The organism is Micromonospora sp. GCM10011542, from assembly GCF_042650685.1.
In the GTDB taxonomy this organism is placed as follows: domain Bacteria; phylum Actinomycetota; class Actinomycetes; order Mycobacteriales; family Micromonosporaceae; genus Micromonospora.
Genome location: NZ_JBHSBO010000003.1, coordinates 44,342 through 56,585 on the forward strand (window position 1 = coordinate 44,342; position 12,244 = coordinate 56,585).

12 protein-coding genes and 1 riboswitch are annotated in these 12,244 nt (G+C 74.3%); of the genes, 4 read left to right on the top strand and 8 right to left on the bottom strand.

The genetic code is table 11. The annotated features are described in order from the left end of the window. Positions 1-47 precede the first annotated feature (47 nt). A complete protein-coding gene (locus ACFOW4_RS00770) occupies positions 48-926 on the bottom strand; it encodes an alpha/beta fold hydrolase (RefSeq protein ID WP_377523517.1) in 879 nt (292 codons plus the stop codon). 151 nt (positions 927-1,077) lie between these two features. Between ACFOW4_RS00770 and ACFOW4_RS00775 the strand changes: the two genes are divergently transcribed. Together ACFOW4_RS00775 and ACFOW4_RS00780 are read left to right on the top strand one after the other, a co-directional pair. Further along, complete coding sequence (locus ACFOW4_RS00775; RefSeq protein ID WP_377523518.1) at positions 1,078-4,545, top strand: BTAD domain-containing putative transcriptional regulator; 3,468 nt, start codon at positions 1,078-1,080, stop codon at positions 4,543-4,545. Between the two features lie 118 nt (positions 4,546-4,663). Continuing rightward, on the top strand, positions 4,664-6,238 hold the full coding sequence (locus tag ACFOW4_RS00780) for a Na+/H+ antiporter (protein WP_377523520.1): 1,575 nt from the start codon (positions 4,664-4,666) through the stop codon (positions 6,236-6,238). A gap of 44 nt (positions 6,239-6,282) precedes the next feature. Here ACFOW4_RS00780 and ACFOW4_RS00785 read toward each other — a convergent pair whose 3' ends face one another. The 4 genes from ACFOW4_RS00785 to ACFOW4_RS00800 all read right to left on the bottom strand — a co-directional run bounded on the left by ACFOW4_RS00785 (position 6,283) and on the right by ACFOW4_RS00800 (position 8,950). Further along, positions 6,283-7,020: an amino acid ABC transporter ATP-binding protein gene (locus ACFOW4_RS00785; RefSeq protein WP_377523521.1), complete on the bottom strand. Its 738-nt coding sequence runs from the start codon at positions 7,018-7,020 to the stop codon at positions 6,283-6,285. Continuing rightward, entirely contained in the window at positions 7,017-7,793 is a 777-nt protein-coding gene (locus tag ACFOW4_RS00790) for an amino acid ABC transporter permease (RefSeq protein ID WP_377523523.1), read from the bottom strand. Before ACFOW4_RS00790 ends, ACFOW4_RS00785 begins: the two co-directional genes overlap by 4 nt. Positions 7,794-7,832: 39 nt before the next feature. Continuing rightward, positions 7,833-8,705, bottom strand: coding sequence for an ABC transporter substrate-binding protein (locus tag ACFOW4_RS00795; RefSeq protein WP_377523524.1), 873 nt, complete (start codon positions 8,703-8,705; stop codon positions 7,833-7,835). Positions 8,706-8,806: 101 nt separating this feature from the next. Next, positions 8,807-8,950: a hypothetical protein gene (locus tag ACFOW4_RS00800; RefSeq protein WP_377523526.1), complete on the bottom strand. Its 144-nt coding sequence runs from the start codon at positions 8,948-8,950 to the stop codon at positions 8,807-8,809. 34 nt (positions 8,951-8,984) lie between these two features. Then, positions 8,985-9,096, bottom strand: a riboswitch (SAM riboswitch). 224 nt (positions 9,097-9,320) lie between these two features. On the opposite strand from ACFOW4_RS00800, the gene corA reads away from it, so the two are divergent. Continuing rightward, positions 9,321-10,451 carry a magnesium/cobalt transporter CorA gene (gene corA, locus ACFOW4_RS00805; RefSeq protein WP_377523527.1) on the top strand — a complete coding sequence of 377 codons (1,131 nt, stop codon included), beginning with the start codon at positions 9,321-9,323 and terminating at the stop codon, positions 10,449-10,451. A gap of 21 nt (positions 10,452-10,472) precedes the next feature. On the opposite strand, the gene ACFOW4_RS00810 is transcribed toward corA, so the two are convergent. From ACFOW4_RS00810 to ACFOW4_RS00820, 3 genes are all read right to left on the bottom strand, one after another. Next, positions 10,473-10,766, bottom strand: a complete 294-nt coding sequence (locus tag ACFOW4_RS00810; protein ID WP_377523530.1) for a hypothetical protein — start codon at positions 10,764-10,766, stop codon at positions 10,473-10,475. 76 nt (positions 10,767-10,842) lie between these two features. Continuing rightward, positions 10,843-11,013 (bottom strand): hypothetical protein, encoded by a 171-nt coding sequence (locus ACFOW4_RS00815; RefSeq protein WP_377523532.1) that lies wholly within the window; start codon positions 11,011-11,013, stop codon positions 10,843-10,845. Positions 11,014-11,123: 110 nt separating this feature from the next. Next, entirely contained in the window at positions 11,124-11,639 is a 516-nt protein-coding gene (locus tag ACFOW4_RS00820; protein ID WP_377523533.1) for a 2'-5' RNA ligase family protein, read from the bottom strand. Between the two features lie 82 nt (positions 11,640-11,721). Here ACFOW4_RS00820 and ACFOW4_RS00825 point away from each other — a divergent pair, with 82 nt between their 5' ends. Beyond that, a complete protein-coding gene (locus ACFOW4_RS00825) occupies positions 11,722-12,231 on the top strand; it encodes a DinB family protein (protein WP_377523535.1) in 510 nt (169 codons plus the stop codon). Positions 12,232-12,244: the final 13 nt, after the last annotated feature.

The window sequence follows — 12,244 nt, forward strand, 5'->3', positions numbered from 1 at the left end:
GGCGGCCGGGCTCGCCCCCTTCGACGAACCCGGACGATCCGGGTCGGCTACCGGGTCAGCAGGGCACGCAACGCCTTGACCACCTCGGCGGGCGCCTCCTCGGCCATGAAGTGGCCGCAGGTGACCGTCGCGTGCGTCAGGTCCGGCGCCCACGCCCGCCACAGCGCCGCGGCGTCGTACCCGAGGGCGGCGCCCCAGTCCTGTTGGAGCACGCTCACCGGCATCCGCAGCCGGTTGCCGGCCGCCCGGTCGGCGGTGTCGTGCGTGACGTCGATGCCGGCCGTCGCCCGGTAGTCGGCGACGATCGACGTCACCGCGCCACGCGACGCCCGCAGGTAGGCGGCCCGTACGTCGGCCGGGATGGCCTCCGGATCACGGGTCCAGACGTCCAGGAAGTGGCCGAAGAAGGCGTCGGGGCTGGCCCCGATCAACTGCTCCGGCAGACCGGCCGGCTGGGCCATCAGATAGAGGTGGAAGCCGACCGCGGCGCTCGTGCCGTGCAGCACGTTCCACATGTCGAGGGTGGGCAGCACGTCGAGCAGGGCGAGGTGGCTGACCGCGTCCGGGTGGTCCAGGCCGGCGCGGAACGCCACCAGGGCGCCCCGATCGTGCCCGGCGAGGGCGAAACGCTCGTGCCCCAACGCACGGGCCAGCGCCACCACGTCGGCGGCCATGGTGCGCTTGGCGTATGCGGTGCCGTCGGGGTCGGCGGGCTTGTCGCTGTCACCGTAGCCGCGCAGGTCCGGGACGATGACCGTGTGGTCGGCCGCCAGGTCCGCGGCGACGTGCCGCCACATCAGATGGGTCTGTGGAAAGCCGTGCAGCAGCACGATCGGGCTGCCCGAGCCGCCGACGGCCGCGTTGAGCCGCACGCCGTCGGCGACGGTGACGCGTCGGTGGTCGAAACCGGTGATCCTGGGGTCCACGGGGAAACCTTCCTGGTGGGTGTCCGGCTCGGGGCGGTGCCCCTCGCCGCGTACGTCATCGAGCCTGCCCGGCGGTGATCAGTGCGGGATCAGCGTCCGATCAGTGCGGGCGGCGCGGGAGAGGGACGCGGAGCGCGCCTAGATTGGGGCCATGACCAGGCCGCCGACCGCACCCGAGGTGACCTTCGGGGTGCTGGGTCCGGTGATCGCCGCCACCCGGCGCGGTCCGGTGGCGCTGGGCGGGCCCCGACAGCGCACCGTGCTGGCCCGACTGCTGATCTCCCGGGACCGGGTGGTCCCGCTCGACCGGCTGGTGGAGGACCTGTGGGAGGTGCCCCCGCGGGGTGCGGTCGGTGCGGTCCGCACCTTCGTCGCTGACCTGCGCCGGGCGCTGGAGCCCGACCGCCCGCCCCGGCAGCCGGCCCGCCTGCTGGTCACCGAGCCACCCGGGTACGTGCTGCGGGTGACCGCGGACGCGGTGGACGCCGGGCGGTTCGAGGCGGCCGTCGGCGAGTCGGGTCCGCTGCTGGCGGCCGGATCAGCCCGGGCGGCCCTGGCCAGGCTGGACGCCGCACTCGGGCTCTGGCGCGGCCCGGCATACGCCGACAGCGCCGGGGAGATCTGGGCCCGCGCCGAGATCAACCGGCTGGACGAGCTGCGGCTGCTCGCGGTGGAACGGCGGGCGGAGGCGCTGCTGGCGCTGGGCCGGGCCGCCGAGGCCGCCGCCGACCTGCCGGCGCACCTCGACGACCAACCGCTGCGCGAGGACGCCTGGCGGCTGCTGGCCCTGGCGCTGTACCGCTCGGGTCGGCAGGGCGAGGCGCTGGCGGTCCTGCGCCGCGCCCGGGACACCCTGGTGACGGAGCTGGGTGTGGATCCGGGGCCGGGTCTACGGCAGGCGGAGGCGGACATCCTGGCCCATGCGCCGCACCTCGACCCGGCCGCCGAACCGCCGCGCACACCGTCCGCCACCCCGACCAGCCCGAACCCGCCGGTCTCCGCCAATCCGACCCTGGCCGCGCCGGTCCCCGGCGGTCCTTTGCCAGCCCGGGCCGGAGGGTCCGGCGCCACGGGCGGGCGGCGACCGTTCGTCGGTCGGGGCGCGGAACTGGACCGGCTGCAGGACGCGGCCGAGCAGGTCGCCCGGCGCGGCCGCCCCGCGCTCGCCCTGGTCAGCGGGGACGCTGGCGCGGGAAAGACGGCCCTGGCCGAGGCGCTGACCCGGCGGCTGAGCGCTCAGGGCTGGTCGGCGGCGTGGGGTCGCAGCCCGGAGTACGAGGGCGCCCCGGCCGCCTGGCCCTGGGCGCAGATCATCGAGACGATCGCCGGGACCGCGTCGGCGCACCCCGCTGCGGAGACGGCGACCATCCTGGACCCGGCATCGCCGGCCGGGGGAGCCGCGACGGTCGAGGACCCGGCCGTGGCCCGGTTCCGCCGGCAGCGCGCCGTCTCGTCGCTGGTCACGGCGGTCGCCGAGCGGCACCCGCTGGTGCTCGTCCTCGACGACCTGCACCGCGCCGACGCGGACACCCTGGACCTGCTGACCGCGCTGCTCACCGGACCGGACCCGGTCACCGGCCCGGTGCTCGTGCTCGGCACCTACCGGACCACCGCGATCACCCCGGAGCTGACCGCCGCCCTGGCGCGGTCCGCCCGGCTGGAACCGCTGCGCGAGTACCTGTCCGGCCTCACCGCGACGGCGACCGGGGACCTGGCCCGTGCGGTCGCCGGGACGGAGCTGGACGAGCCCACCACCCGGATGATCCACCGCCGCAGCGGCGGCAACCCCTTCTTCGTCCGCGAACTCGCCCAGCTCTACGCGGCGGAGGGCGCCGCCGCGCTGGAGGCGGTGCCGGCGGGGGTACGCGACGTGATCCGGCACCGGCTGGCGCAACTACCGGAGGCGACCCGCACCGTGCTGCGGCAGGCCGCGGTGCTCGGCCGGGACATCGACCCGGCGCTGCTCACCGCCCTGGCGGCCGGTGACCCGGACGGGGTCCTCGACGCCCTGGACCGGGCCTGGCAGGCCGGCTTCCTCACCGACCAGGAGCCCGACGGCCGGCTGCGATTCACCCACATCCTGGTCCGCGACACGCTCTACGCGGACCAGTCCGCGCCGCGTCGCGCGCACTGGCACGCCGCCGTCGCCGAGGAGCTGCAACGGCGCCAGCCACGCGACGCCGCCGCGCTGGCCCATCACCTGCTCCGCGCCGGAGACCCGGCTGCCGCCGGCCGTGCCGCCGGTTACGCGCGTACCGCCGCCGAGCAGGCCGAACGGCGCGGCAACCCGCATGAGGCGGCCCGACTGTGGGGGCAGGCGCTCGACGGGTACGACCGCGCCGACGACGCCGACCCGCGCGAGCGGCTGGTCGCGGTCCTCGGGTCGGGGCGGGCGCTGGCGGTGATCGGGCATCTGGCCGACGCGCGGCGCCGCCGGGCCGAGGCGATCGACGCCGCCGAGTCGCTGGGCGACCCCGGGCTGGTCGCGGAGGTGCTGGCCGGCTTCGACGTGCCCGCGGTGTGGACGCGCAACGACGACGAGCCCCTGTCGCAGCGAATTGTCCGGGCCGCCGAGCGGGCGCTGCCCGCCCTCGACGGGTCGGCCTCGGCCCAGCGCAGTCGGCTGCTGAGCACCTTCGCGCTGGAGTTGCGCGGCGCCACCACCGACCGTGGCCGCCGGGCGGCGGAGGAAGCCGAGGCCATCGCGCGGACCCTGGGCGACCCGGGGCTGCTCGCCTTCGCGCTCAACGCCCGGTTCATGCACACCTTCCACCGCACCGGCCTCGCCCGGCAACGGGCCCGGATCGGCGCCGAACTCGTCGAGCTGGCCGCCCGGCACCACCTGGTGACCGTCCAGGTGCTCGGTCACCTCGTCGGTCTGCAGGCCAGCTGCGCACTCGCCGAGCGGGCCGTCGCCGACCGCCATGCCCGCGCCGCCGACCGCCTCGCGGAGCGTTACGACCTGCCGCTGGTCGGCCTGTTCACCCACTGGTACGCCGCCCTGCGGCTGGCCATGGACGGCGAACCGGCCGCGGCGGCTGTCGCGTACCGGGCCGCGGCGGCCCGGCTGCCCGTCGAGGACATGCCGGGTCTGGCCCAGGGGCTGCTCCCGCTCGCCCTGCTCTGCCTGCGACTCTCCGCCGACGGACCGACCCCTGGCCCCGCCGACGAGCCGATCCCCGGGCCGGGCGACCGGGTGGGTGCCGGCCCGGCCGGTCGGGTCCTGGACGACTGGACCGGGTCGGACTGGGGGCCGCACGAGCCGTGGGTGCGCCCGCTGCTGCTGCTCTTCACCGGTCGCCGCGACGAGGCCGCCGTGGCGCTGCGTAGCCTGCCGGAAGGGCCGCACGACCTGCTCCGGGAGGCGCGGCTCTGCCTCGTCGCCCGGGCGGCGCTCGCCCTCGACGACCGCTCCCTGATCGCGCGGGTGTACGACGAACTGCGCCCCGCCGCCGACGAACTGGCCGGCGCCGGCAGCGGACTGCTCACTGTCGGCCCGGTCGCCGGCCACCTCGCCGACCTGGCCGCGGCCCTCGGTCGCGGGGACGAGGCAGCCGCCCACCGCCGTACCGCCCGCGCGGTCACCGCCCGGTCCCGCGGCGCCGCGCCCGCGGTCTGACGGTCCCGGCCGGCCCGCCACGGCGAGTTGCCGGTTTCTCAGGCAGCCCGCCGTTGTGGTGGCGTCGAATGGAAGCACCGGCGGGCTGCCGGCGGCGCGGCGTCGAGGGGGGTACGGCGTGGAGGTGCTCGTCCTGATCGTGGTGCTGGGCGTCACCGTCCTGGTCGGCACCACGCTCGGCGGCCGGTACAGCGTCGCGCCACCGGTGCTGCTCATCGCGATCGGCGTGCTGCTCGGACTGGCGCCGCCGCTGTCCGAGTTGACCCTGGAGCCGGAGCTGGTCCTGGTGATTTTCCTGCCGGCCATCCTCTACCGGGAGAGCCTCACCATCAGCCTGCGCGAGATCCGGGCCAACCTCCCGGTGATCGGGCTGCTCGCCGTGGTGCTGGTGGTGCTCACCATGATCATGGTGTCGGTGACCGTGCAGGCGTTCGGGTTGAGCGCCGCCGCCGCCTGGGTGCTCGGCGCCGTCCTCGCCCCGACCGACGCCGCAGCGGTCACCGGGCTGGCCAAGCGGCTGCCCCGGCGCGTCCTGACCACCCTGCACGCGGAGAGTCTGATCAACGACGGCACCGCGCTGGTGCTCTTCTCGGTGACCGTGGGTCTGCTGGTCGGCGCCTCGCCGCCGGGAGCGCTCGGCATCGGTGAGAAGTTCGTCGGAGCCAGCGTCGGCGGGGTGCTCGCCGGGCTGCTGGTCGGTGGCCTGGTGGTGCTGGTCCGCAAGCGGCTCGACGATCCGCTGCGGGAGGGCGGGCTGAGCGTGCTGACGCCGTTCGGTGCCTTCCTGCTCGCCGACGCGGTGCACGCCAGCGGCGTACTGGCGGTGGTGGTCGCCGGCCTGATGCTGGCCTACGCGGGGCCCCGGGTCATCCGCGCCCGGTCCCGGGTGCTGGCGTACGCGTTCTGGGACCTCTCCACCTTCCTGATCAACGGTGGGCTGTTCGTGCTGCTCGGCACGCAGATCCCCCGCGCGGTGCGGGGCGTCGCCGGCACCTCGGTGAGCCGGGCGCTGCTGATCGTGCTGGCGGTCACCGCGGTCGTCGTCCTCACCCGGATGGTCTTCGTCTACCTGGCGGCGGCGGCGACCAAGGCGCTCGAACACGGAAGGCATGCCACGGGGCCGGTGGAGTCGAGCTGGCGGACACGCACCGCGGCCGGCTGGTCCGGCTTCCGGGGCGCGGTCTCGCTCGCCGCCGCACTGGCCGTGCCGGCGACGACGACCGCCGGTGATCCGGTGCAGGAACGCGATTTGATCATCTTCACCACGGCGCTGGTGATCGTGCTGATCATGCTGATCCAGGGCACCACGCTGCCCCTCGTGGTCAGATGGGCCGGGCTGGTCGGTGACATCGAGCGCGCCGACGAGAGCCGGCAGGCACGGATCCAGGCCACCCGGGCCGGCCTGGCCGCGCTGCCCCAGGTGGCCGCGGAGGTCGGTGCCGGCGAGGATCTGGTCAACCGGCTGCGCGAGGAGTACCAGCGCCACGTCGACAAGATCGACGAGGGCGGTGAGCGGCTCGCCATGGACGTGGAGCTGGATCGCCGGCTGCGCCTCGGCGTCCTCGAGCACAAGCGGCGCGAGGTCACCCGGCTGCGCGACATCCGGCAGATCGACGACATCGTGCTGCGCGACCTGCAGGCCGCGCTGGACATCGAGGAGATCCGGCTGCTCGGCCCCACGGTCAACGACTGAGTCAGCGGCGTGGGGCCGGGCGACGACCCGATCCCCGCCGCGGCTCAGAGCACCTGGTCGAGGAAGCGGCGCAGCCGCGGATGTCCGGCCCGCTCGAAGACCTCCTCCGGCGGGCCGGCCTCCAGCACCACCCCCCGGTCCATGAAGGCGACGGTGTCGGCGACCCGCCGGGCGAAGCCCATCTCGTGGGTGACCACCACCATCGTCATGCCGGCCGCGGCGAGGTCCGCCATCACACCCAGCACGCCCTTGACCAGCTCGGGGTCGAGCGCGGAGGTCGCCTCGTCGAAGAGCATCACCTCGGGCCGCAGCGCCAGCGCGCGGGCGATCGCCACCCGCTGCTGCTGACCGCCGGAGAGCTGCGCCGGGCGGGCGTCGGCCTTGCCCGCCAGCCCCACCAGCTCCAGTTGGGCCCGCGCGACCGCCACCGCCTCGTCCTCGCCGAGCCCGCGCAGCCGGCGCAGCGCGAGGGTGACGTTGCGCAGCACATTCATGTGCGGAAAGAGGTTGAACTGCTGGAAGACCATGCCGATCCGCTGCCGCAGCGCGTCCGGGTCGTCGCGCAGCACGCTGCGTCCGTCCAGCAGCACGTCGCCGCGGTTTGGCTCGATCAGCCGGTTGATGGTGCGCAGCAGAGTGGACTTGCCGGAGCCGGAGGGCCCGATCACGCAGGCGGTCGTGCCGCGCGGTACGTCCAGGTCGACGCCGCGCAGCACACGGTTCGGCCCGAAGGCCAGGTGGACGTCGCGCACGCTCAGGCTCACCGATCCGGTGGTGCTCATCGCCCGCTCCCTTCCACCGCGCCGGGCAGCGCCGGCTCGGTGTCGTCCTCGTCGATGGGCGCGCCGGCCGGTCGGCCGTGGCGCAGCCGCCGGTCGATCCAGTTGACCGCGTGGGTCAGCGGCACGGTCAGCGTCAGGTAGAACAGGCCCGCCAGCAGCAGCGCGGACTCGTTGCCGGTGGTGGCCGCGTAGTCCTGCCCGATCCGGAACAGCTCCCGTTGGCTGGCCACCAGGCCGAGGAAGTAGACCAGGCTGGAGTCCTTGATCAGTGCGATGAGCTGGTTCACCCAGGCCGGCAGCACCCGGCGGATGCCCTGCGGGACGATCACCAGGCGCATCGCCTCGGCCCAGGAGAAGCCCAGCGCGCGGGCACCCTCCAACTGGGCGGCCTCCACCGACTGGATGCCGGAACGGAAGATCTCGCCGATGTACGCCGCCGCGATCAGCGACAGCGCCAGGATGCCCAGCGGGTACGGGTCGGGCCCCCACACCCGCATGCCCAGCGGCGCCAGCCCGACGCCGATCAGCAGGATCGTCGCGGCGGCCGGCAACCCCCGGAACACGTCGGTGTAGACCCGCGCCGGCCAGCGCAGCCACCGGCTGCGGGAGATGCCGGCGACGGCCAGCAGCAGGCCGAACACCGAGCCGAGCAGGGCGGCGGAGACCGCCAGGATCAGCGTGTTGGGCAACCCGACGGTCAGCATTTCGGGCAGCGCCGCACGCATCGCGTCGAGGTCGAAGAAGGTCTCCCACAGGGTGCTCAACGGATCCATGATTCGCCTCTCCTACCGCCCTGCTCGCTCGTCACCGGGTCAGGAGGCGGCCGACGCGGACGCCGCCGGCGCGGCCGGCACCGCCACCGTGCCGCTGCCCGGCTTGAAGTCCGCCGGGATCGGCCGGCCCGGGTAGTACTGGGACTGCAACCGGCTCCAGGTGCCGTCCGCGATGACCTCGTCCAGGCCCTTGTTCAGCGCCTCGCGCAGCTTGTCGTTGCCCTTCGCCACCGCGTACGCGGTCGGCGCTGGGCTGAGCTGCTTGGCCGCCACGGTGATCTTGCCGTTGCTGTCCGCGGCGGACTTCTCACCGATCTCCGCCGGGGCGATCCAGGCGTCGGCGGTACCCGCCTTGAGCTGGTTGATCGCGCCGTTGTAGTCCGGCACCCGCACCGGGTCGAGCTTCCTGCCGGTGGCGTAGTCGTCCTGCACGGTGCCCTGCACCACCACCACGCGCTTTCCGGCGAGCTGGTCGAAGCCGGTGATCGGCGAGCCGGCCGGCACGTCGAGGCCGAAGTAGCCGAAGTCGTAGCCGTTGCCGAAGTCGACGGTCTTCTTCCGCGCCTCGGTGATGGTGATCGAGGAGCTGCCGACGTCGAACTTGCGGTTGTTGACCTGGGAGAGCAGCGCGGAGAAGTCGGTGCCGACGAACTCCACCCGCAGGCCGACCTTGTCGGCCACGGCGGTCAGCAGGTCGTTGTCGAAGCCGGTGAACTTTCCGTCCTTCAGGTACACGTTCGGCGGGGCGTCGGTCAGCGTGCCGGCGCGCAGCACGCCCGGCTGGGCCAGGCCGTAGGGGTTGTCGGCCGCGCCGGAGGACGCGTCGTCGCCGCAGGCGGTCAGCGCGGTGGCGGCCAGGACGGCGGCCGCGCCGAGGGCGGCGGCCCGGGTCAGGGCAGGAAGGAATCGCACGGGTGTCTCCGAGAGGGTTGCGCGGGCGGGCACGGACGTGCGCCGCCGACGGTGCGCCCGGTGGGCGTACCGCTGGAAGGGTTTTCGGGTTGCGGGGTGCGCTAGTGCGCGGTGCGGCGGCGACAGGCCGCGCTGCAGACCCGCATCATGTCCACGTGCCGGCGCCGGGTCAGTGCGGGCGGCGGCGGCCAACCGACGCGGGCATCCGCGGCGTCGGCCGATGGGGTGGTGCTGAGAGTGATCATGGGCTCTCCCCGGGTCTGTGCTGACCTGGGTGCCAGGCCACGCTTGCACCGGCGTCGTGCCGGTGCCTGGTCTTCACCCGGGGCACCCCACCGCGGAGGAGGGTTGCCGGCCAGCGAGCCGGGGCTTGACGCTGGCGCTCATGACCTGCCGCCGAGGCTAGCAGCCCGGCCGGGTGGATCGTCCAGCCGTTATGACCACGCTCACCGACTGGCGGCCACAGCCGGCTGGGACGCCCACTCCGGCGGGCGGCGCGAGCGGGGTTTCGGTCTGGAGGCACGGGGGATGCAGCGCCTCCCGGCGTGCCCCCGGTTCGACCCTGCGCGGGTCCGCCGGCCGCCGGGTGGGACGTCGCCGGGAGGGGGCAGGGGCATGGTCGGCGGCCGTCGGTTCCGCCCGGGCGGCGGCTTCGGCCGTCAGCTCGACGAGCACGAGATGCGGTCGGGTGAGCCGCTTCCGCCGCAGCAGGACCATCCGGTTGCCGGTGGGCTGGTGGACAGCGCCGTCTACATCCGGGGACACCGGTACGCGTCGCCGGCGGGGCTGGCCGAGACGTACCGCTGCCTGCAGGAGCAGGACGACGCGGTGGCCTGGATCGGGCTGTACCGGCCGGACATCGACCAGATCACCTCGCTGGCCCGCGAGTTCCGCCTGCACGACCTGGCGGTGGAGGACGCGATCAACGCCCACCAGCGACCCAAGCTGGAACGGTACGGGCACACGCTGTTCGTGGTGCTGCGCGCCGCCCGCTACGACGACCAGCGCGAGGAGGTCGAGTTCTCCGAGCTGCACCTGTTCATCGGCCCTGGTTTCGTGGTGACCGTGCGGCACGGCGAGGCGCCGGACCTGGCCGCGGTGCGGCGCCGCATGGAGGCGGACGCGCCGATGCTCGAGCGGGGGCCGCAGGCGGTCCTGTACGCGATCCTCGACCAGGTGGTCGACGGGTACGCGCCGGTGGTGGCCGGGCTGGAGAACGACATCGACGAGATCGAGACCGAGGTCTTCGGCGGCGACCCGAACGCCAGCCGGCGCATCTACGGGCTCAGCCGCGAGGTGATCCAGTTCCAACGCGCCGCGCGCCCGCTGCTCGGCGTGCTCGACACCCTCGCCGACGGCGCGAGCGGCGTCGACACCGACGAGGAACTGCACCGCTACCTGCGCGACGTGACCGACCACCTGACCCAGGTGGTGGAACGGGTGGACGGCTTCCGGCACCTTCTGCAGGGCATCCTCACCGTCAACGCTACCCTCGTGTCGCAACAGCAGAACGAGGAGATGCGAACCCTGACCGCGGCCAGCTACGCGCAGAACGAGGAGCTGAAGAAGGTCTCCTCGTGGGCGGCGATCCTGTTCGCCCCGACGCTGATCGGCACCGTGTACGGGATGAACTTCGTGCACATGCCGGAGCTGCAGTGGCGCTACGGGTACCTGTTCGCGCTGCTGCTGATGGGGCTGGTCTGCGGCACGCTCTACCTGGTCTTCAAGCGCCGCGGCTGGCTGTGAGCCGGCGCCGCCCGGCGCGACTCAGTCGATGCCGCGCAGGATGTGGCGCTCGTCCTCAATGTCGTCCTCGCCGGTGCCCATCCGTCCGAGCAGGACGGCGGCGGCCCAGATGGTCAGGGGCGTGGCCGCTCCGGTGACGCCGCCGTCGGGCCGGTCCTCGCGGGTCCGGCTCCGCTCGATCCGCGGTGGTCTGCGCTGAGCCTGCATGGCGCTGCCTCTCCTCGTCGAAGCCGTCCCCGGCGGTGCGGCGTACGCCCCTTCGCCACCGGGCGGGTCACCCGCACACGAGCGGGCGGCCAGCGGTACGGCATCCATGTCGAACCATCCCACGTCCGGCCGCGTCCGCACCCCCGGTTTTCGGTTTCCCGACTGTCGCCGTCAGCGACGACGCTCACCAGCGGTGCAGCTGCGCCCAGGCGGCGGCGCGAGCGAACGCCAGCGCCCGGCGGCGTGCCGTGGACCGCCGGGCGTCGCCGTCCGCCCTCCGGCTGCCGAGCATCCTGCCCAGCAGCGCGAGCGGGCCCGGCCCTCGCCACCTGCGCCGGTCGCCACCGTTCGTCATGACCGTCTCCTCGCCCCGGCCCGCCCGGTGCGGGCCGTCCATCGAGATGACGAAGCCGTAGCCCAGACGCCGAGCTGAGCGACGGCTTGCTGTCGGACCCGGCCGCGCGGTCAGGCCAGCGGTTGGGAGATGTCGCGGGCGTGGTCGGTGAGCGCCGCGCCGACCACGGTCGCGGACAGCGGCAGCACCTCCAGGCAGCGGCGCACCGCGGCGGCCATCAGCGCGTACGGCAACCGCAGGGAGAGCGTGCAGTGCGGCACCCAGCGTCCCGGCTGGTAGTGCTCGACCAGGGTGATCCCGGCGGCGGCCAGCCGAGCGTGCACCATCCGGTGGTGGGCCAGCAGATCCGCGGTGGGTGTCACGCCCAGCCAGAGCACCCGGCCGACGAACTGCCCGGCGTGCTGGAAGTCCAGCCGCAGCGGTGCGGCCACCACTGTGTCGCGCAGCGCCGCGGCTACCTGCTCGGGGTCGAAGCGGGGGGCCACCGCCAGCGACACGTGTGGCCGGTGGCGCTGTGCCAGCAGCGACCGCATGCTCTGCACGCCCTCGGCCTCGAGCGCGTCCCAGAGCACCCGGATCCGCCGGGTGGCGTCCGGGTCCAGGTACAACTCGAGCGCCGCGACCACGTGATCACGGTAGCGGCCGAGGTTTGGTCGCCGCCGGTGGCGGTACCCGATCGGGGAGCGGAAGACCCTGGAGGTGCGGCCCATGGACGTGAGTGACCTGCTGACGGAGGCGTACGACCGGCTGCCCGACCTCGTGCGCGCCGCGGTCGACGGGCTCACCCCGGAGCAGTTGCGCCGGGCGCCCGGCCCGGGCGCCAACCCGGTCGGCTGGCTGGTCTGGCACCTCACCCGGGTCCAGGACCACCACGTCGCCGACCTGATCGGCACGGAGCAGGTATGGGTGAGCGGGGACTGGGCGGGCCGCTTCGGGCTCGTCGCCGACCCGGACGACACCGGCTACGGGTACTCCGCGCAGCAGGTGGCCGCGGTCCGGCCGGAGAGCGCGCAGGCACTGATCGACTACTTCCAGGCGGTCGCGGAGCGTACCCGGGCGTTCCTCGCCGGGCTGCGACCGGCGGACCTGGACCGGGTGGTCGACGAGGCGTGGGACCCGCCGGTGACCCTCGGGGTCCGGCTGGTCAGCGTGCTCGACGACGACCTGGAGCACGTCGGCCAGGCCGCCTACGTCCGTGGCCTGATCGCGGCCGACTGACCCGCTGACGGTC